The organism is Kutzneria viridogrisea DSM 43870 (assembly GCF_000525635.1).
GTDB lineage: Bacteria > Actinomycetota > Actinomycetes > Mycobacteriales > Pseudonocardiaceae > Kutzneria > Kutzneria viridogrisea.
On sequence record NZ_CP007155.1, the window covers coordinates 6,702,792 to 6,722,640 of the forward strand.

The window sequence follows — 19,849 nt, forward strand, 5'->3', positions numbered from 1 at the left end:
TTGGTGGGGGGGTATGCGTGGGGTTGGCGGGGCGCGGCACGTGGGGGTTGGTGGTGCGTGTCGGGCGTTGCGGGGCGGTGTGTCGGATGTTTCGGTGCTGCGTGTTCGGTGTTCCAGGGCGGCGTGTCAGACGTTGCGGTGCGGTGTGTTCGGCATTCCGGGGTGGTGTGTCGGCGGTTGCGGGATGGTGTGTTCGGTGTACCGGGGCGGCGTATTGGCGGTTGTGGGGTGGTGTGTCGGACGTTGCGGTGCCGCGTGTTCGGTGTTGCGGTGCGGTGTGTTGGCGGGTGTGAGGTGGCGTGTCCCGCTGACCGGAGCGCGAGTCCCGCTCTGAGGAGCGCGAGTCCCCCTCTCCAGCAAGCGAGTCCCGGGCTCCGGTGGGTGAGTCCCGCTGACCGGGGCGCGAGTCGCGCTGTGGGGAGCGTGAGTCCCGGTTCGGGGTGGGCGAGTCCCGCCGACTGGCCCGGCTTCGGTTGTGATGTGGTCACCCACATGGGTAGCCATTGGTGTGCAACGGTTTTGGGACGATTTCGGGAGTAGAATTGTTGGTATGACAGCATTCGTGGAGACTCGGCCTGCCGCAGGGTTGTGGCGGTTGGGTGATGCGGAGCTGTTGGGTGAGTTGCAGGACGCGGAGGTGGTTCTGCGGCAAGCGTATGCACGGGTGTTGGGGTTGGTCGCGGAGGCGGATGCGCGGGGTGTGGCGGAGCGGGTGGGGTATCCGAGCCTGGCGGAGTTGCTGCGTGGTGTGCTCTGCGTGAGCAAGAAGGAAGCCAGGCAGCGGATCGCGCACGCTGGTGTTCCGGTGGCAGTTCCACTGGAGCCGGAGCAGTTGTCGGTGATCGACCGGGTGCTGCGGGAGTTGCCGCCACACGTGGATCAGACCGAGCGCGGACACGCGGTGGAGGTCCTGGCAGCAGCCGCCCAGACACTGGACGCCTCCAACCTGGTGCCGCTGGGCCGGGAGATCGTCAACCGGCTGGACCCCGACGGGGCGCTACCGAGCGAGGACGAACTCGCCCATCCCCGACGCGAGTTCCGGTACGACACACGGCGGGACGGATCAGTACGGTTCCACGGGTGCCTGGACGCGGAGACCGGCGCACTGCTGGGGGCCATCCTCAGCCCGCTGGCGAAACCACACGACGCCCACGACACACGCACCCTGCCCGAACGGCAAGGGGACGCGTTCGCGGAACTACTGGAAACCAGCACCACACCCACCGAAGGCGGAGAACGCCCGCACATCGCGGTGACAGTTCCGCTGACAACACTCCAGACCGGGCTCGGCACCACCGAACTCGCCCCATCAGCGATCCGCCGACTCGCCTGCGACGCGAAAGTACTCCCAGCAGTACTGGGCAGCAACTCCGAACCGCTCGACATCGGACGGATCAGCTACACCGTGCCACCCAGCATCCGACGAGCCTTGACCATCCGGGACAGGCACTGCGCCTTCCCCGGCTGCACAATAAGACCCAGCACCTGCCACGCGCACCACATCACCCACTGGGCCAACGGAGGAGACACCGCACTGACCAACCTGGTACTGCTCTGCGGAACGCACCACAGACTCATCCACCACAGCGGCTGGACAGTACGAATCACCAACGGACGGCCGGAATTCACACCACCGAACTGGCTCAGACGAAGAACTGGGCGGCCTGCTCGCCGATGAGCACGGCGGGGGCGTTGGTGTTGCCGCTGATGACGCGAGGCATCACCGAGGCGTCCGCGACGCGCAGGCCGGTGATGCCGTGCACGGCGAGCCGGGGGTCGACCACGGACTGGTCGTCCAGGCCCATCCGGCAGGTGCCGACCTGGTGGTGGTAGGTGATGGCGGTGCGCCGGACGTAGGAGCGGATGTCGCGCTCGCCGGGGCCGGGGTAGAGCTCGCGGGCGCCCCACTCGCCGCGAAGGGCCCAGGAGCGGCCGATGGCGCGGCACTGGGCGACGGAGGCGACGAGGCTGTCGAGGTCGGCCTGTTCGGTGAGGGCGCCGAGGTCGATCAGGGGCTCGTCGTCCACCTCGGGGCCGGACAGGCGCAGCGAGCCACGGCTGTGTGGGGTGATCATGCCCGCCATCAGGGAAAACCCGGTGTCGGGGCCGGTCATCCACGGCTCGTACATGGGCACACTGAAATGGATGGGCTGGGTGTCGGGCACCTCGAGCCCGGCGCGGCTGCGCCAGAACAGGTGGGTCTGCGTGACGGAACGGCCGGGCGTGGGCGGCTGCACCTCGCGCAGGTCGGTGGTGAAGATGACGGGCGAAAGCAGGTGGTCGTGCAGGTTCCGGCCGACACCGGGCAGGTCGGCGGCCACCTCGATGCCGAGCGCGGCGAGCTCCCGCGCGGGGCCGATGCCGCTGCGCAGCAGGATCGCGGGTGAGGCGAGGGCACCGGCGGCGAGCACGACCTGGTCGGCGTGCAGTGATTGCAGGTGGCCGTCCAGTTCCACGAGCACGCCGGTGGCCCGGGTCCCGCTCATCAGCAGGCGGTGCACCCGAGCTCCAGTGTGGACGGTCAGGTTGGGGTGGGTGAGCACGGGCAGCACGTAGGCGATCCAGGTGTTCAGGCGCCTGCCGCCCCGCATGGTGACCTGTTGCACGGACACGCCGTCGAGGGTTCCGGAGTTGTAGTCGGGGTTGTACGGGACGCCGAGTTCGACTGCGGCGTCCACAATGGACCGCTGAACGGGGTGCAGCGGCTCGTTGCGCACGATCTCCAGCGGGCCCTTCTCGATCTGCTCGAACACGGGCAGCACATCGCGCCAGCGCCAGCCGGGCATCTGCCAGCCGTCGTAGTCCTGGGCGGCGCCGCGGACCCAGATCATCGCGTTGAGCGAGTGGGAGCCGCCGAGCACACGCCCGCGCGGCAGGTGCAGTCGGCGTCCGGCGGCCCCGGGCTGCGGCACGGTGTGGTGGTCCCAGTCCTCGGGGCCGTGCCACAGCTCGCCCATGCGCGCGGGGTCGTGGATGGCGGGGTTCGTGTCGGGCCCACCGGCCTCCAGCAGCACGACCCGGGCGCCCGAGTCAACGAGCCGCCGGGTGAGCACACATCCGGCTGAACCCGCGCCCACCACGATCACGTCCATGTGACCAGACTGTCAGTGACCCGCTGCTCCGTACGGGTTCTCTTCGCTGTCGGACAACCGGCGTGCCCGCTGGGACAAGACCGAGCAGGGCACGCGAGCCGATACTCGATGGCATGCAGTCGGACCGGGAGGAGCGCGGCATGGCCACACGGCTGTTCGTGGACGGACAGTGGACCGCGGCCTCCGGCGGGGCACTGCCCACCACCGACCCCGCGACCGGGCAGGTGATCGAGCAGGTCGGCACGGCAACTCAGTCCGATGTGGACGGTGCGGTGGCGGCGGCCCGCAGGACGCTGGGGGCAGCGGAGTGGGCGGGGCTGCTGCCGGTCCAGCGGGCGGCACTGCTGTACCGGCTCGCCGAGCTGGTGGAGGCCAACCAGGCGGAGCTGGCCGAGTTGGAGACCCGTGACCAGGGACAGCCGATCGGCGTGTCGCGCGGGCTGAGCGTGGCCGGGGCGGCGGCGCACCTGCGCTACTTCGCGGGCTGGGTGACCAAGCTCCAGGGCAGCACCAACCCGGTGTCCCACCCCGAGACCCTGCACTACACGCGGCGCGAGCCGATCGGGGTGAACGCGCTGATCACCCCGTGGAACTTCCCGCTGATGATCCTCACCTGGAAGCTGGGGCCCGCGCTGGCCACCGGCAACACGGTGGTGATCAAGCCCAGCGAGGTCACCCCGCTGACGGCGATCCGGCTGGTGGAGCTGTGCGAGCAGGCGGGCTTCCCGCCCGGGGTGGTCAACCTGGTCACCGGGGACGGGGCCGTGGGGGCGATGCTGAGCGAGCACCCGGACGTGGACCACCTGTCCTACACCGGGTCCACGGCGGTGGGCAGGCTGATCACCGCGGCCAGCGCCAGGTCCAACCTCAAGCGGCTGACCCTGGAGCTGGGCGGCAAGGCGCCGAGCGTGATCGCGGCCGACGCGGACATCGACGCGGCCGTGGCGGGCAACCTGGCCGGGTCCACGCTCAACGCGGGCCAGGTGTGCGCGGCCTACACCCGGTTCTACGTGGACCGGCGGCGTGAGCAGGAGTTCGTGGACAAGATGGCCAGCGGCCTTGCCGGGCTGAGGATCGGCCCCGGCATCGAGGAGACGACCCAGTTGGGGCCGCTGGTGTCGGACCGGCACCGCGAGCACGTGCACCGGCTGGTGGAGACCGGGCGCGCGCAGGGAGCCGAACTGGTGACCGGCGGGCAGCCGGTGGACCGGCCGGGCTACTTCTACCAGCCGACCCTGTTCGCCGGGGTCGCCGACGAGATGACGATCATGCGCGAGGAGGTGTTCGGGCCGGTGCTCGCGGTGACCGCGTACGAGGAGGTCGAGGAGGTGCTGGCCAGGGCGAACGACACCGAGTACGGCCTGGCGGCCACGGTGTGGACCCGCGACATCCGCACCGCGCAACGGCTCTCCGACGGTATCCGGGCCGGGGCGGTGTTCGTGAACATGCCGCCGATCCCGGACATGGCCGCGCCCTGGGGCGGTTACAAGGCCTCCGGCTGGGGCCGCGAGATGGGCCCGTGGGCCCTGGACGCCTACACCGAGACCAAGTCCGTCTGGCTGCACTACGGCTACTGATCCGGCCGGGCGCAGGGCTCGCCACACCTCCAGATCATATATCTTTTGCGATATGTTCACCGACCAGGCAGGACACCGGCCATGAACACCCCCGGCAAGATCATCGCGCTGCACCTGAACTACCCCTCGCGGGCCGCGCAGCGCGGCCGGACGCCGACCCACCCCTCGTACTTCCTCAAGCCGCCCAGTTCCGTGGCCGAGCACGGCACCCCGCTGGAGCGCCCCGCGGGCACCGAACTGCTCGGCTTCGAAGGTGAGATCGCGTTGGTCATCGGGCGCAGGGCCCGGCGGATCACGCCCGAGCAGGCGTGGTCGCACGTGGCGGGCGTGACGGCGGCCAACGACTTCGGCGTCTACGACCTGCGGCACGCCGACCGGGGCTCGAACCTGCGCGCCAAGGGCGGGGACGGCTTCACCCCGCTCGGGCCCACCGTGCTGCCCGCGGCCGAACTGGACCCGAGGAGGCTGCGCGTGCGCACCTGGGTCAACGGCGTGCTGGTGCAGGAGGACACCACCGCCGACCTGTTGTTCCCGTTCGACCGGGTGATCGCCGACCTGACGCAGCTGATCACGCTGGAGCCCGGGGACGTGCTGCTGACCGGCACCCCGGCGGGCGCCTCCGTGGTGGGCCCCGGGGACACCGTGGAGGTCGAGGTGGACGGCGACGGGCTGAGCACCGGACGGCTGCGCACGCCGATCGTGGCCGGGACCGAACCGCTCGGGCCGTACGGGGCGCAGCCGCGGGTGGACGAGCACCAGCGCGCCGAAGCCTGGGGCACGGCAACGGAGTTCGTGCTGACCGAGGAACTGCGGGACCGGCTGAGCAGTGTCAGCACGGCGACCTTGTCCGCGCAACTGCGCAAGCGGGGCCACGACCACGTGTCGATCGACGGCCTGACGCCGACCCAGCCGGGCGCGCGGCTGGTCGGGCGGGCGCGCACGCTGCGGTACGTCCCGTACCGCAAGGACCTGTTCTCCTCGCACGGCAACGGCTACAACGCGCAGAAGCGGGCTTTCGACGCCCTGGAGCCGAATGACGTGCTGGTGATCGAGGCACGCGGGGACCGCACGTCGGGCACCGTCGGCGACATCCTCGCGCTGCGGGCGAAGGTCCGCGGCGCGGCGGGCATCGTCACCGACGGCGGCGTGCGCGACCTGGCCGCCGTGACCGCGCTGGGGCTGCCGACCTACCACGGCGGCGCGCACCCCGCGGTGCTCGGCAGGCGGCACGTGCCCTGGGCGGTCGACGAGGTGGTGGCCTGCGGCGGCGCGTCCGTGCGGCCGGGGGACGTGATCGTCGGGGACGCGGACGGGGTGCTGGTGATCCCGCCGGAACTGGTCGAGGAGCTGGTCTCCGACGCGATGTCCCAGGAGGCGCAGGAGGTGTTCATCGCCGAGCAGGTGGCCGCCGGTGAGCCGGTGGAGGGCCTGTACCCGATGAACCCCGCGTGGCGGGCGAGGTACGAGCGATGACCGCACCGAGCAAGTCCCGGCTGGCCTACGACTGGATCAAGCAGCGCATCGCCGACGGCAGCTACTCCCCCGGCTACCGCCTGGTGCTGGGGCAGATCGCCCAGGAGCTGGGGGTCAGCGCGGTTCCGGTGCGGGAGGCGGTCCGGCTGCTGGAGGCCGAGGGCCTGGTCACCTTCGAGCGCAACGTGGGCGCCCAGGTGGCCATGGTGGACGAGACCGAGTACCAGCACACGATGCAGGCCCTGGCGCTGGTGGAGGGGTACGCGGCTGCGCTGTCCGCCCCGCTGTGCGCCCCGGAGTCCCTCGCCAGGGCGCGGGAGATCAACGCCGAGCTGACCAGCTGCCTAGACCACTTCGAGCCGAACAGGTTCACCGCGCTCAACCGGGAGTTCCACGAGGCGCTGTTCACGCACTGCCCCAACCCGCACGTGCTGGACCTGGTGCACCGCGGCTGGAACCGGTTGTCCGCGCTGCGCACCTCCACGTTCAGCTTCGTGCCCGGACGCGCGCACGAGTCGGTGCGCGAACACGAGCAGATCCTCGACCTGGTGGCGCGCGGCGCGCCCGCGCTGGAGGTCGAACTGGCCGTGCGCGAGCACCGGCTGGCCACCCTGCGAGCCTTCCTGGACCACAAGGAGAACCCATGCGATTCCGCTCTGACCCCCGGCAGATCCGGGGGTCGATCGCGCCGCTGATGACCCCGTTCACCGCGGACGGGGAGCTGGACCACGCGGGGCTGGCGAACCTGGTGCACTGGCAGCTGGCCTCGGGCACGCACGGGATCTCGCTCGGCGGGTCCACCGGCGAGCCCGGGGCGCAGACCCTGGACGAGCGCGCCGAGGCGATCCGCGTGGTGGCCCAGGCCGTGGCCGACCGGGTGCCCTTCGTGCCGGGCACCGGCTCGGCCAAGCTGGACGAGACCCTGGAGCTGACCGCCGCAGCGCGGGAGGCCGGTGCGGACGCGGTGCTGGTGATCACCCCGTACTACGCCCGGCCGACCCAGGAGGCCCTGTACACCTGGTACAGCACGGTTGCGCGCAGCTTCCCGGACCTGCCGGTGATCGCCTACAACGTGCCCAGCCGCACCGCCGTGGACCTCGCGCCGGAGACGGTCGCCAGGCTCTACGCGGACCTGGAGAACTTCGTCGGCATCAAGGAGACGACGAAGGACTTCGAGCACTTCTCGCGGGTGCTGCACCTGTGTGGCCGTGATCTGCTTGTCTGGTCGGGGATCGAGCTGTTGTGCCTGCCACTGCTCGCACTGGGTGGCGCCGGATTCGTCAGCGCCACGGCCAACATCGCGCCCGCGGCCTGCGCGCAGCTCTACGAGGCCTGGCAGGCCGGTGACCTGGAGCGGGCCCGCGAGCTGCACTACGGGCTGCACCCGTTGGTGGACCTGCTGTTCGTGGAGACCAATCCCGCGCCGGGCAAGTGGGTGTTACAGCAGCGCGGGCTGCTCGCCTCCGGCTTCGTGCGCCCTCCGCTGATCACGCCGACCGAACCCGGGCGGCAGCGCATCACCACCCTGCTGGCACAGGGCGAGCAGTACCTCACACCCGTGGACGGCTTCACCGTTGGAGGCAACTGAGCATGGCAGCGCACCACGTCCCGGCGGACCTGCCGGACAAGTTGCCGCACTACATCGGCGGGCAGTTCGTCGACAGCGTGGGCGGCGAGACCTTCGAGGTGCTCGATCCCGTCACCAACCAGCCCTACACCCTCGCCGCGGCGGGGCAGGCGGCCGACGTCGACCGGGCCGTGGCCGCGGCCCGCGCGGCCTTCGTCAGCGGCGAATGGCCCGGCATGCAGGCCAGGGCCAGGGCGCGGATCCTGAACCGGATCGCCGATGCCGTGCAGGCACAGGACAAGCGGCTCGCCGAGCTGGAGACCTTCGACACCGGCCTGCCGATCACCCAGGCCCTGGGCCAGGCCCAGCGCGCCGCGGAGAACTTCCGCTTCTTCGCCGACCTGGTCGTGGCGCAGTCCGACGAGGTCTACCAGGTGCCGGGCCGCCAGCTGAACTACGTGCACCGCAAGCCGGTCGGCGTGGCCGGGCTGATCACCCCGTGGAACACCCCGTTCATGTTGGAGAGCTGGAAACTGGCCCCCGCCTTGGCATCGGGCTGCACGGTGGTGCTCAAGCCCGCGGAGTTCACCCCGCTGTCGGCGGGCCTGTGGGCGGGCATCTTCCGGGAGGCCGGTCTGCCCGATGGCGTGTTCAACCTGGTCAACGGCATCGGGGAACAGGCCGGTGACGCGCTGGTGCGCCACCCCGACGTGCCGCTGATCTCGTTCACCGGGGAGACCACCACCGGGCAGCTGATCTACCGCAACTGCGCGGACTCGCTCAAGGCGATGTCCATGGAGCTGGGCGGCAAGTCGCCAGCGGTGGTCTTCGCCGACGCCGACCTGGACGCGGCGATCGACTCCACCCTGTTCGGCGTGTTCTCGCTCAACGGGGAGCGCTGCACCGCGGGCAGCCGGATCCTGGTGCAGCGCCCGGTCTACGCGGAGTTCTGCCGCCGCTACGCCGAGCGCGCCGCCAACATCGTGGTCGGCGACCCGCACGACCCGGCCACCGAGGTCGGCGCCCTGGTGCACCCCGAGCACTACGCCAAGGTCATGCACTACGTGGAACTGGGCAAGTCGGAGGGCAGGTTGCTCGCGGGCGGCGGCCGTCCCGCGGGGTTGCCGACCGGGAACTACGTGGCGCCAACGGTGTTCGCCGACGTGCCGCGCACGGCGCGGATCTTCCAGGAGGAGGTCTTCGGTCCCGTGGTGGCGATCTCCCCGTTCGACACCGAGCAGGAGGCGCTGGAACTGGCCAACGCCGTCAGGTACGGCCTCGCCGCGTACGTGTGGACCAGCGACCTCACCAGGGCGCACACCTTCGCGCAGTCCGTGCAGGCGGGCATGGTGTGGCTGAACTCGCACAACGTCCGCGACCTGCGCACCCCGTTCGGCGGGGTCAAGGCATCCGGCCTCGGCCACGAGGGCGGCTACCGCTCACTGGACTTCTACACCCACCAGCAGGCCGTGCACGTCACGCTCGGCGAGGTGCACACCGCGCGATTCGGCACCAGCGAGAGGACTTCGGCATGAGCACCGCCCCAGACGTGATCCGCTGCGCCTACGCCGAGTTCGTCGTCAGCGATCTGCGAGCCTCACGGGCCTTCTACGTGGACGTGCTCGGGCTGGTCGTCACGCACGAGGACGCCGACACGATCCACCTGCGCGCGTTCGAGGAGTACCTGCACCACTCGCTGGTGCTGCGGCGCGGCCCGGTGCCCGCGCTGGCCGTGCTGGGCTACCGGGTGCGCACCCCCGCCGACCTGGACCTCGCCGAGGCGTACTACCGGGAGCTCGGCGTACGGGTGCGGCGGCGCGAACCCGGTGCCACGCTGGGCATCGGCGAGGCGGTGCGGGTGGAGGACCCGCTCGGTTTCCCGATCGAGTTCTTCCACGAGGCGGTGCACGTGGAGCGGTTCACCCAGCGCTACGACACCCACGGGGCGGGCGCGATCTCCCGGCTGGACCACTTCAACCTCAACACCCCCGACGTGCCCGCGGCCCGGAAGTACTACGAGGGCCTGGGTTTCCGCGTGTCGGAGGACATCCAGGACTCGGACGGGACCGTGTACGCGGCCTGGATGTTCCGCAAGCCCACCGTGCACGACGTGGCGTTGACCGGGGGCGACGGACCGCGCCTGCACCACATCGCGTTCGCCACCCACGAGCGGCACCAGATCCTGCACATCTGCGACCACCTCGGCGCGCTGCGCCAGTCGGACATGATCGAGCGCGGACCCGGCCGCCACGGCGTGTCCAACGCGTTCTACCTGTACCTGCGCGATCCCGACGGGCACCGCATCGAGATCTACACCCACGACTACTACACCGGGGACCCGGACAATCCCGTGATCACCTGGGATGTGCACGACAACCAGCGCCGCGACTGGTGGGGCAACGCCGTCGTGCCCAGCTGGTACACCGAGGCCTCCCCCGTGCTCGACCTGGACGGCGCCCCGCGCCCGCTGGTGGCCCGCACCGACGCCCGCGAGATGGACGTGACCATCGGCGCCGACGGCTTCTCCTACACCAGGTCCACGGAGTTCAAGCTGGGTGAGCAGGTGTAGCGCCCCGCCGTGACCGGATCGTGTCCCGCCGGGGCGACACGATCCGGGTCAGGGCGGCGAAGTGCAGTCCGTGACCCAGATCGAGATCGTCCTCGAAGCGGACGGGAACCTTGCCGCGGCAACGAGTTCGCTGCTGCGGGAGCTGCACGGCGGGGCCCGGGTCGACGCCCGGCCCGTCTCCACGCCCGCCGAACCCGGGGCCAAGTCTGACACGGCCACCACGATCGGGGCGCTGGTGGTCGCCGGGCTCACCACGCCCAGCGCGATCAGGGCCCTGGTCTCGGTGTTGCTGGCCTTCGTCAAGCGGGGCAGCGCCCGCAGCATCGAACTGCGCTCCGGCCAGGACCGGCTCCGGATCGACGGCGCCGGCGCGCGCACCGAGCGCCAGGTGGTCGAGACCTGGCTGCGCGAGCACTCCGCCGGGCGGGAGTGAGCGATGGGCCGACACGCGCTGCTGGTCGCCACCGGCGAGTACGAGGACACCCGGCTGTCCCGCCTGCGCGGGCCCGAGCAGGACGTCACCCGGTTGGCGGCCCTGCTACTGGACCCCGCGGTCGGGGCGTTCGACACCGTGGAGGTACTGCGCGACGGCACCGACCTGGAGGTGCGCCGGGGCATCGAGGCGTTGACCACCAACCGGTCCCGCGAGGACATGGTGCTGCTGTACTTCTCCTGCCACGGGGTGACCACCCCGCAGCGGCGGTTGTACTTCGCCACCACCAACACCGTGCAGGACCGGCCCGCTGGCTCGGCGATCTCCCGCTCCTTCGTCAACGAGCAGCTGGAGGACTGCCTGGCCGCGGGCAAGCTGCTGCTGCTCGACTGCTGCTTCAGCGGGGCCTTCGTGGAGGGCTTCAAGGCCGCCCGCGACGAGGTGCTGGACAACCACGAGAACCACGGTTACGTGGTGCTCACCGCCTCCAACGCCTACGAGTACGCCTACGAGGAGGACACCCTCGCGGTGGAGTCCCCACAGTCCTCGATCTTCACCGACGTGCTGGTACAGGGCCTGTCCACCGGGGACGCCGACCTCGACGGGGACGGCTGGATCGACAGCGAGGAGCTGTTCAAGTACGTGCACGACGCCGTGCGCGTGCGGCGGCCCGACCAGTCCCCGCGCTACTTCGCCTACGACGCGGGGCCCGGGCTGCGGGTGGCCAGGGCCGGGGTGGTCGGCGAGCCGCACAACTCGGCCGGTCCGGACCTGAAGCGGGCGGCCACCTACAGCGCCGCGCAGATCGCCGTGGCCAGGGGCATCCGCGCCGCGGCCGAACCGGTGGGCCGCACCCTGGGCCCGCTGGGCCGCCGCGTGGCGGTCATCGACGAACACGGCCGCTACGTGGAGCTCAGCGACACCGCGCTGATCACCAGCACGCTGCGCGCCGAGGACCCGCGCTACGAGCTGGGCGCCGGCTACGTGCGCGACCTGGTGCAGCAGGTGCGGGTCGGCGCCGGGGACGGGGCGGCCACCGCCGTGGTCCTCGCCCAGGCCATGGTCACCCGCCTGCTGGAGGCGATGCGGGCCGGGGCGCACCCGATCCGGCTGCGGCGGGGCGTGGCGCAGGCCGCGACGCGGGCCTGCGCGCTGCTGGCCTCGATGGCCACCCCGCTGGCGACCATGCACCACGTGGAGCGGCTGGCCACCAGCTCGGCCACCGACGGCCAGATCGGCACGTTGATCGCACAGGCCCTGTCCCGGGTGGGCCGCAGCGGGGCGATCGTCGTGGAGGAGAGCAACGACATCGCGCTGGCCACCCGCGAGGTCGGCGGCATCCGCTTCGGCAGCGGGTTCACCTCGGCCTACTTCATTACCGACGACCAGCGCCGCGAGGCCGTGCTGGAAGACGCGCGGGTGCTGCTGGTGGCCGACGTGCTGGACCGTGTCGCCGAGCTGGTGCCGGTGTTGGAGAAGGTGATGCAGAGCGGCAAGCCCCTGCTGGTGATCGCCACCGAGGTGGTGGGCGAGACCCAGTCGACCCTGGTGGTCAACAAGGTCCGGGGCACCTTCAAGTCGGTGGCCGTGCGTGCCCCGGGCGGCGCCGAGCACGTGGAGTGGCTGGCGGACATCGCCGCCGTGACCGGCGCGGTGGTCGTGGCCTCGGCCGCCGACCTGGCGCAGGTGGAGCTGGACCACCTGGGCACCGCGCGGACCGTGGTCGTCACCAGGGACGAGACCACCATCGTGGTCGAGTCGGGGCAGAACCCCCGGCTGGCGGAACGGCTCAGCCTGGTCAACTGGCAGCTCGCACAGGCCCCGCCGGAGCAGCGCCCGCAGTTGCAGCAGCGGCTGGACCAGCTGGCAGGGGGCGTCACCGCGATCACCGTGGGGGCGCTGACCCAATCCGAACTGGCCGAGCGCAAGTCCCGGACCGAACGCGCCGTGCTGGCCATGCGCACGGCCATCGCCGAGGGCGTGGTCGCGGGCGGTGGGGTCGCCCTGTTCCTGGCGGGCGAGGCGCTGTCCGGCACGGGCCTGGCCGACCCCGACGAGACCGCGGGCTGGGCGGCGGTGGCCGCGGCCCTGCGCGCGCCCCTGCTGCAGAACGCCGTCAACGGCGGGATCGAGGCCGAGCGGCTCACCACCGCACCACCGACCGGTGGGTTCGACGTGCACACCGAGTCCTTCGCGGGCGGCCCGGACAGCGGGGTGATCGACTCCGCCGGGGTGCTGCGGGTGGCCGTGACCAGTGCCGCGGAACTGGCCGCACGCTTCATCATGCTCGGCTGAGCGCCCTCGGGGGACGGCGGTACCGTCCCCCGAGAGCGTGCGATCAGCTCACCTGCAAGGTGACGTCGTCGACCACGAAGCTGGTCTGCAGGCTGGCGTCCTCGGTGGCGGTGAAGGTCACCGTCACCTCCTTGCCCGCGTAGGCGCCGAGGTCCAGCGTGCGCTGGGTGTAGCCCGCGGCGGCGTTGGCGTTGGACAGGGTGGTCAGCGTGGTGCCGTTGACCTGGACCTTGAACGTGTCGTAGGCGGTGCTGCCCGACTCACTGGTGTCGATGTGCAGCCAGTAGCTCAGCTTCACGCTGGTGCACCCGCTGGGCACCGTCACGGTCTGCGCGGCGCTGTCGGTGTGCGTGCGGCCGTAGCCGTCCAGCCAGGCCTTGTACGAGCCGCTGTGCGCGGGCTGCGAGCTGTCGTTGTCGACCACGCCGGAGCTCGCGGTCCACGGGCTGGTGCCGCTCTCGAACCCGCCGTTGACGATCAGCTGGCCCGCCGTGCAGCCGCCGCCACCGGTCACCGTGAGGCTGAACGTGGTGCTGTGCGTGGCGGATCCGGTCCCGGTGATGGTGATGGTGTACGTGCCGGGTGCGGTGCTCGCGGCCGCGGCCACCGTGGCGGTGGAGGACTGGCCCGAGGTCACCGAGGACGGGTTGAACGAGACGGTGACCCCGCTGGGCGCACCCGAGGCGGACAGCGCCACGGACTGCGCGGACCCGCTGGTGGTGGCCGTGGACACGGTCGTGGTCACCGAGCCGCCCGCTGCCGTGCTGCCGGAGGTCGGGCTGGTGGCGATGGAGAAGTCGTTGCCGGGGTTGCTGCCGTTGACGGTCAGCGTGAACTGGGCGGTGTGGGTGGCGCTGCCCGTGCCGGTGACGGTGATCGTGTAGTTGCCGGGCGCGGCGCTGGCGGAGGCGGCCACGGTCATCGTGGAGCTGCCGCCGGAGGTGACCGAGGTGGGGCTGAAGGAGACGGTGACCCCGCTGGGGGCGCCGGAGGCCGACAGCGCCACGGACTGCGCGGACCCGCTGGTGGTCGCGGTGGACACGGTGGAGGTCACCGAGGCGCCGGGGTTGACGCTGCCGGAGGCCGGGTTCAGCGCCACCGAGAAGTCGTTGCCCGGGTTGCTGGTGCAGGTCGGGTCGGCGGTCTGCGCGGGCACGCTGATGGCGTCCCACGCGGCCTTGGTGCGGTTGAACAGCTCGCAGGTCGCGTCCAGGCCCTTGGCCGCGGACAGGGTGGCGGTGCGGTACTTCTTGTAGCTCATGCCGCTGGTCTTGAGCAGCATGCCACCGTAGAAGACCTTGCCCGCGTTCTGGATGCCGACCCCGGTGACGGTGGAGCTGTTGCAGGTCGGGCTGGTGGGCTTGCCGTTGCCGGGGTTGGAACCCTCGGCCAGCAGGTAGAACCAGTGGTTGAGCGGGCCAGCGGCCGCGTGCACCTCGGTGCCGGGGATGGACGAGGAGTAGCAGTTCGGGTCGTTGCTGATCAGCGAGGGGTTGTACATGTTGCGGATCGGCCCGTTGCCGACCAGGTTCACCATCTCGCCGACCAGGTAGTCGCCGGGGGTGTCGTAGGGTGCGGGCTCGTTGGCGTAGGCCTCGGTCAGCGCGCCGAAGATGTCGCCGGTGCCCTCACCGAGCCCGGACTCGCTGCTGGTGCCGCCCGGGGTGAACTGGTCCAGGCCGTGCCCCATCTCGTGGCCGACCACGTCCATCGAGGCGATCCACTCGTTGGCGTTGTTGTGCCCGATGGACACGCTGGAGCCGTCCCAGTAGGCGTTGACGTCGCTGAGCCCGACCTTGACCGGCCAGCTGCCGCCGTTGCCGTTGTGCCCGTTGCGGCCCAGCCAGTTCTTGAGCATGTCCCACTCCTGCTGGGCAGCCCACATCACGTCGACGCAGCCGGTCTCCCTGCTGGTCGGGTTGCCGGTGCCCCAGGTGTCGGTCGACTTGGTGAACACCGTGCCGGTGCTGTAGTCCGCGCACTGCAGGCCGGGGCGCAGCGGGTCCTTCAGCGAGTAGCTGCCACCGGAGTTGGTCGTGGACAGGGCCAGCGGGTTCGGGCCGTTCCACTTGCTGGTGCCGGTGCCCGCCTTCACGTCGTCCTGCTGGTCCAGGACCGCGCCGGTGGCGGCGTCCACGAAGACGTGCAGGTGGCTGGGCGCGTGCTCGGTGAGCCCGGTCAGCACCGTCTCCCAGGCCAGCCGGGCGGTGTTGTCCTTGACCTGCACCACGAGCCGGTGCGAGTCGACCCTGTCCACGCTGGCCAGCCTGGCGCGGCTGGTCTGCTCGGCGGTGGCGGCGCTGATCCTCGGCGTGGTGGCCACGTCGATCCTGGCGGCGGTGGCCGCCTGCATCGCGCGGACCGTGCCCTGGCCGTCGGCCAGCACCACGGCGTCCCCGCCGACCACGGGCAGCCCGCGGTAGGTGCGCTCGTAGGCCACGGAGTACAGGCCGTTGAGCCACGGGGTGACCATGTGCCGGTCGTACTGCTCGTAGGGCCCCTTGGCCAGTGCGTCCAGCCCACCGGCCGCGGCTCGGTCGGCGGCCGAGACCGCCAGGGACAGCGGGGTCTGGGCCGCCGGACCGGCGGGTGCGGCGGGTGCGGCCACCGACATCGGTCCGGTCACGCCCACGGCCAGGGCAAGGACTGCGCCTGACACCACCGTGCTACGTCTCATCTTGGCTCCTCGCAGGGTGTGAAGCCTCTTTTTCGGGCTCAAGCGGCCGAACGGTCACACGAGGCCAATCCCACGTCAACGGACGAACAGGGTGCGCACCCCGCTCTGTCAAAAACCGGCAAACCCCGGTTCCCCGAAGGGATCGCGGGCCTGGTGAAGATCACCCCAACGGCCGATCAACCTGCGGCGCAGCCCGCGCAGCTCGTGGTTGAGGGTGAACCGGTCCGCCTGGATCGCCTCCCCCACAACGGGGTTGGCCACCGACAGGGCGGTGTCGAAGTCGCCGGCGCAGGCGTGCGCGTCGGCCAGGCGCAGGGTCAGCAACAGGTAGGTGGCCCGCATGTGTTGCGGCAACTGGGCGAGTGCCCGCTGCACGGCGTGCACCGCCTGCCGCCCCGTGGCCCGGTCACCGGTCACCGCGGCCAGGTCGCGCAGGGCCCCGCCGACCGCGGTCTCCACCCGCAGCTCACCGTCGGCACCGGCCAGCCACGGCGCCTCCAGCAGATCGCGTTCGTCCAGTTGGGACACCTTCCTGCGGGCCAGGCAGATGTGCCGTCGGCAGGGCGCGGCTAGCCCGTTGAGCGCATGGGCCCGCGACTGGTACAGGTGCGAGAGCGCGACCATCCACGCCCTGCCCGGTTCCAGCACCCCCAGGGCCTGCGCGTAGCCCAGCGCCGAGGCGGGATCCCCGTCCAGTCTCGCCAGCAGGCTCAGGTCGGTGTGCAGCGTGGCCCGCACGGTGAGGTTGTCCGAGACCTCCGCCCAGCGCATGCCGTGCGCGAACCAGGCCATGCCCATCGTCGACTGCCCGCGCTGCATGCGCAGCCTGCCCGCGATCTGCGCGTAGCCCGCCGCCAGCCGCAACTGGACCCTCGGCACCCTGCCCGCCGCGTTGACCGTCTCCGCCCAGCGCACCACCAGGTGCAGCGCCCGCTCCACCGAGTCCACGAACTCCGTGGCGACCAGGTGTGCGCTGGCCTTCTCACAGCCCGCCAGCAAGGCCGTCATGCCGTGCAGCACATCGGGATCCGCCGTGCTCGGCAGCGCGGGCAGGCCGTGCCGGTTGATGCCCGCGAACAGGTCCAGCACGTCGGCCGCGGGCGGGAGCTCACAGCCCGTGTTGCCGTGCAGAGGACAGGAGATCCCGCAATCGGGCAGCCGGGTGGGCCAGGACCGCACGTTCAGCGGTGTCAGCGCCTCACTCCCGTTGCCCGCCGGGATCGGCGAGAACAGCGCCCGGTCCAGCCGTGGTGTGGCGCTCGGGTGCGCCAGGATCGCCGACAGCTCCCCGTTGGTGCCCAACAGGTCGTCCAGCCGGTCGGCCAGGCCCGCCTGTGGTTCGCGCAGACCACTCTCCAGCCTGCTGATCAGGCTGTTGTGGTAGCCCATTCGCAGTCCCAGCTGCAACTGGGTCAGGCCCGCACGGCGCCGCCACACCCTCAGTTGCCTGCCGAACTCCGCCCAAGCCTGCGGGGCTGTCTCCATGGCGCCTCCGGTTGTGCCGCAGGGCAACGAGGTGGACCGTACCCGACCACCCCGCCCCGGTCGGCCCTCCGGAAGTTGGGTATTTGGGCGGGGTGTGAGGGTGGTGGGTGGCGTGTCCTGAGGTGGGGCGGGTTCCGTGGTGGGTGAGTTCCGGTGTGCGGGTGTGTCGTGGGTGGGGGACGTGCGGGGGGTGGTGGGTGTGGGGGTTGGCGGGCGGCGTGCGGGGTAGGTGGCGCGTGTCGGACGTTGCGGGATGGCGTGTCGGCGCTTGCGGTGTGGCGTGTTCGACGTTGCGGGGCGGTGTGTCGGCGGTTGGGGTGCGGTGTGTCCCGCGTTCCGGGGCGCGAGTCCCGGTGTGGGGTGGGCGAGTCCCGGTGTGCGGGGTGTGGCGTGGGTGGGTGGCGTGCGGGGTGCTGCCGGGTTGGTGACGTGGGTTGGTTTGGTGCGGGTCCCTCGCGGCGGCCCTAATCGGGGTAGTCGGGGCGTGCAGGCAGCCCCGATTTCGCCAGCCAGCGTAAGGCCGCCGCTACCCGCACAAAACCAACCCGGGGTTGGTCACCCACATGGGTAGCCATTGGTGGGCAACGGTTTTGGTGCGATTTCGGGGGTAGAATTGTTGGTATGACAGCATTCGTGGAGACTCGGCATGCCGCAGGGTTGTGGCGGTTGGGGGACGCGGAGCTGTTGGGTGAGTTGCAGGACGCGGAAGTGGTTCTGCGGCAAGCCTATGCGAAGGTGTTGGGGTTGGTTGCGGAGGCGGATGCGCGGGGTGTGGCGGAGCGGGTGGGGTATCCGAGCTTGAGTGAATTGCTGCGGAGTGTTCTGCTTGTCAGCAAGCGGGAGGCGAAGCAGAGGATTGTGCATGCGGCTGTTTCGGTGCCGGTTCCACTTGAGCCTGAACAACTTTCGGTGATCAACCGGGTACTGCGGGAGTTGCCGCCACACATCGGTGCGGCCGACCGGGAGCAGGCTGTCGAGGTCCTGGCAGCAGCAGCCCAGACACTGGACGCCTCCAACCTGGTGCCACTGGGCCGGGAGATCGTCAACCGGCTGGACCCCGACGGGGCGCTACCGAGCGAGGACGAACTCGCCCATCCCCGACGCGAGTTCCGCTACGACACACGGCGGGACGGGTCAGTGCGGTTCCAGGGGTGCCTGGACGCGGAGACCGGCGCACTGCTGGGGGCCATCCTCAGCCCGCTGGCGAAACCACACGACGCCCACGACACACGAACCCTGCCCGAACGACAAGGAGACGCGTTCGCGGAACTACTGGAAACCAGCACCACGCCGACGGAGGGTGGGGAACGCCCCCACATCGCAGTGACCATCGACTGGCACACGCTAAAAACCGGCACAGGAACCACCGAACTCGCCCCATCAGCGATCCGCCGACTCGCCTGCGACGCGAAGATCCTCCCAGTGGTACTGGGCAGCAACTCCGAACCACTCGACATCGGCCGCATCAGCTACACCGTGCCACCCCACCTCCGACGAGCACTCATCGTCAGGGACAAACACTGCGCATTCCCGGGATGCAGGCGACGACCCAGCACCTGCCACGCGCACCACATCACCCACTGGGCGAACGGAGGGGACACCGCACTGTCCAACCTGGTGCTGCTGTGCGGAATGCACCACAGGTTGATCCACCACAGCGGCTGGACAGTACGAATCACCAACGGACGGCCGGAATTCACACCACCGAACTGGCTCAGGCGAAGACAAACGTGATCAGCGGATGAGGGGCAGGTAGCGGCGGTACACCTCGGAGAGGGCGGCCTCGGTCCAGTAGCCCTCGATCGCGGCGTCGAGCATCGCGCGCCAATGGGTGGCCATGAAACTGTTGCGGCGCCAGGCGAGCAGGTGGCGACGGGGCAGGGTGTCGCCGGCGAGGGAGCGGACGACGACGTCGCGGCTCTCCTCGCAGGCGGGCTGGATGAGGCCGACGGCGCCGCAGCGGACGGCCATCAGCACGACGACCTCGGTGGCGGTCTGGTCGAGGATCGGGGTGAAGCCGGAGCGGGCGCAGGCGTCGTTGAAGTACTCGTGGAAGCGGGCGGAGGAGACGGGGGGCAGGGCCCAGCGTTCGGCGCGCAGGTCGGCGAGGGTGACGGTGGCACGGGAGGCGAGGGGGTGGTCGCGGGCGAGTTGGACGAAGGTGGGCTCCTCGATCACCAGCGCGGTGTCCACGCCGTCGGGTACCTCCTGCTCGAAGCCGGGGTACTCCTTGTACAGGGCGAGGTCGAGGCGGTTCTGGGCGAGCAGGCCGAGCAGGGTGGCGCAGCAGTCGTCGTTGAGCACGGAGGGGGTGGAGCCGGGACAGGCGGTGGCGACCACAGTGGGCAGGTGCGGCACGATGGCGCTGCACACGGCGCCGACGCGGAGCACCTGGGGTGCCCGCGCGGCGACCGTGCACGGCTCGACCTCCTCGATGAGGTGCTCCATCAGCGGCAGCACGGCGGCCGTGCGACGCAGCAGCAGCTCCCCCATCGGCGTGGGTACGGCGGCGTTCTCGGTGCGGTCGAACAACCGGCAGTCCAACATCCGCTCGAGGCGCTTGAGCTGGGCGCTGACAGCGGGCTGGGTGACGCCCAGTGCCGTCGCGGCCCGCGACAGGGTGCCCGACTCGGCGATGGCCTGCACGAGACGCAGGTGGTGGACTTCCAGTTGCACGGCCG

General features: G+C 70.9%; 14 protein-coding genes. 10 read left to right on the forward strand and 4 right to left on the reverse strand.

The window, feature by feature from the left end; translation table 11 throughout:
- Positions 1–550: 550 nt before the first annotated feature.
- On the forward strand, positions 551–1,678 hold the full coding sequence (locus KALB_RS29555; protein WP_158510843.1) for an HNH endonuclease signature motif containing protein: 1,128 nt from the start codon (positions 551–553) through the stop codon (positions 1,676–1,678).
- On the opposite strand, the gene KALB_RS29560 is transcribed toward KALB_RS29555, so the two are convergent.
- Positions 1,644–3,092, reverse strand: coding sequence for a GMC family oxidoreductase (locus tag KALB_RS29560; protein ID WP_025359294.1), 1,449 nt, complete (start codon positions 3,090–3,092; stop codon positions 1,644–1,646). The two genes, KALB_RS29555 and KALB_RS29560, sit on opposite strands and share 35 nt — an antisense overlap.
- A 140-nt stretch (positions 3,093–3,232) precedes the next feature.
- Here KALB_RS29560 and KALB_RS29565 point away from each other — a divergent pair, with 140 nt between their 5' ends.
- The 8 genes from KALB_RS29565 (at position 3,233) to groEL (ending at position 13,006) form a co-directional block, all read left to right on the forward strand.
- Positions 3,233–4,669, forward strand: coding sequence for an aldehyde dehydrogenase family protein (locus KALB_RS29565; RefSeq protein ID WP_025359295.1), 1,437 nt, complete (start codon positions 3,233–3,235; stop codon positions 4,667–4,669).
- An 81-nt stretch (positions 4,670–4,750) separates the two neighbouring features.
- Complete coding sequence (locus tag KALB_RS29570) at positions 4,751–6,142, forward strand: fumarylacetoacetate hydrolase family protein (protein ID WP_025359296.1); 1,392 nt, start codon at positions 4,751–4,753, stop codon at positions 6,140–6,142.
- Positions 6,139–6,837 (forward strand): GntR family transcriptional regulator, encoded by a 699-nt coding sequence (locus KALB_RS29575; RefSeq protein WP_042220929.1) that lies wholly within the window; start codon positions 6,139–6,141, stop codon positions 6,835–6,837. The genes KALB_RS29570 and KALB_RS29575 overlap by 4 nt, the downstream gene beginning before the upstream one ends.
- Positions 6,786–7,730 (forward strand): 4-hydroxy-tetrahydrodipicolinate synthase, encoded by a 945-nt coding sequence (dapA, locus tag KALB_RS29580; RefSeq protein ID WP_025359298.1) that lies wholly within the window; start codon positions 6,786–6,788, stop codon positions 7,728–7,730. Before KALB_RS29575 ends, dapA begins: the two co-directional genes overlap by 52 nt.
- A 2-nt stretch (positions 7,731–7,732) precedes the next feature.
- Entirely contained in the window at positions 7,733–9,244 is a 1,512-nt protein-coding gene (hpaE, locus tag KALB_RS29585) for a 5-carboxymethyl-2-hydroxymuconate semialdehyde dehydrogenase (protein ID WP_025359299.1), read from the forward strand.
- Complete coding sequence (gene hpaD, locus KALB_RS29590) at positions 9,241–10,278, forward strand: 3,4-dihydroxyphenylacetate 2,3-dioxygenase (protein ID WP_025359300.1); 1,038 nt, start codon at positions 9,241–9,243, stop codon at positions 10,276–10,278. The genes hpaE and hpaD overlap by 4 nt, the downstream gene beginning before the upstream one ends.
- A 70-nt stretch (positions 10,279–10,348) precedes the next feature.
- Complete coding sequence (locus KALB_RS29595) at positions 10,349–10,711, forward strand: hypothetical protein (RefSeq protein WP_148309714.1); 363 nt, start codon at positions 10,349–10,351, stop codon at positions 10,709–10,711.
- A gap of 3 nt (positions 10,712–10,714) precedes the next feature.
- Positions 10,715–13,006 (forward strand): chaperonin GroEL, encoded by a 2,292-nt coding sequence (gene groEL / locus KALB_RS29600; protein ID WP_025359302.1) that lies wholly within the window; start codon positions 10,715–10,717, stop codon positions 13,004–13,006.
- A gap of 43 nt (positions 13,007–13,049) precedes the next feature.
- Here groEL and KALB_RS29605 read toward each other — a convergent pair whose 3' ends face one another.
- Together KALB_RS29605 and KALB_RS29610 are read right to left on the reverse strand one after the other, a co-directional pair.
- The gene (locus KALB_RS29605) at positions 13,050–15,683 is read right to left on the reverse strand and encodes a M4 family metallopeptidase (protein ID WP_148309715.1); all 2,634 of its coding nucleotides are present in this window, start codon (positions 15,681–15,683) and stop codon (positions 13,050–13,052) included.
- A gap of 108 nt (positions 15,684–15,791) precedes the next feature.
- The gene (locus KALB_RS29610) at positions 15,792–17,168 is read right to left on the reverse strand and encodes a helix-turn-helix domain-containing protein (RefSeq protein WP_025359304.1); all 1,377 of its coding nucleotides are present in this window, start codon (positions 17,166–17,168) and stop codon (positions 15,792–15,794) included.
- A 621-nt stretch (positions 17,169–17,789) separates the two neighbouring features.
- Here KALB_RS29610 and KALB_RS29615 point away from each other — a divergent pair.
- Positions 17,790–18,902, forward strand: coding sequence for an HNH endonuclease signature motif containing protein (locus KALB_RS29615; protein ID WP_081789593.1), 1,113 nt, complete (start codon positions 17,790–17,792; stop codon positions 18,900–18,902).
- Here KALB_RS29615 and KALB_RS29620 read toward each other — a convergent pair whose 3' ends face one another.
- Complete coding sequence (locus KALB_RS29620) at positions 18,903–19,844, reverse strand: LysR family transcriptional regulator (RefSeq protein ID WP_025359306.1); 942 nt, start codon at positions 19,842–19,844, stop codon at positions 18,903–18,905.
- Positions 19,845–19,849 lie beyond the last annotated feature (5 nt).

Bases quoted from the DNA above. Each gene is read 5' to 3' on its own strand.
- KALB_RS29555 (WP_158510843.1), top strand. From the start codon at position 551: ATGACAGCATTCGTGGAGACTCGGCCTGCCGCAGGGTTGTGGCGGTTG.
- KALB_RS29560 (WP_025359294.1), bottom strand. From the start codon at position 3,092: ATGGACGTGATCGTGGTGGGCGCGGGTTCAGCCGGATGTGTGCTCACC.
- KALB_RS29565 (WP_025359295.1), top strand. From the start codon at position 3,233: ATGGCCACACGGCTGTTCGTGGACGGACAGTGGACCGCGGCCTCCGGC.
- KALB_RS29570 (WP_025359296.1), top strand. From the start codon at position 4,751: ATGAACACCCCCGGCAAGATCATCGCGCTGCACCTGAACTACCCCTCG.
- KALB_RS29575 (WP_042220929.1), top strand. From the start codon at position 6,139: ATGACCGCACCGAGCAAGTCCCGGCTGGCCTACGACTGGATCAAGCAG.
- dapA (WP_025359298.1), top strand. From the start codon at position 6,786: ATGCGATTCCGCTCTGACCCCCGGCAGATCCGGGGGTCGATCGCGCCG.
- hpaE (WP_025359299.1), top strand. From the start codon at position 7,733: ATGGCAGCGCACCACGTCCCGGCGGACCTGCCGGACAAGTTGCCGCAC.
- hpaD (WP_025359300.1), top strand. From the start codon at position 9,241: ATGAGCACCGCCCCAGACGTGATCCGCTGCGCCTACGCCGAGTTCGTC.
- groEL (WP_025359302.1), top strand. From the start codon at position 10,715: ATGGGCCGACACGCGCTGCTGGTCGCCACCGGCGAGTACGAGGACACC.
- KALB_RS29605 (WP_148309715.1), bottom strand. From the start codon at position 15,683: ATGAGACGTAGCACGGTGGTGTCAGGCGCAGTCCTTGCCCTGGCCGTG.
- KALB_RS29610 (WP_025359304.1), bottom strand. From the start codon at position 17,168: ATGGAGACAGCCCCGCAGGCTTGGGCGGAGTTCGGCAGGCAACTGAGG.
- KALB_RS29615 (WP_081789593.1), top strand. From the start codon at position 17,790: ATGACAGCATTCGTGGAGACTCGGCATGCCGCAGGGTTGTGGCGGTTG.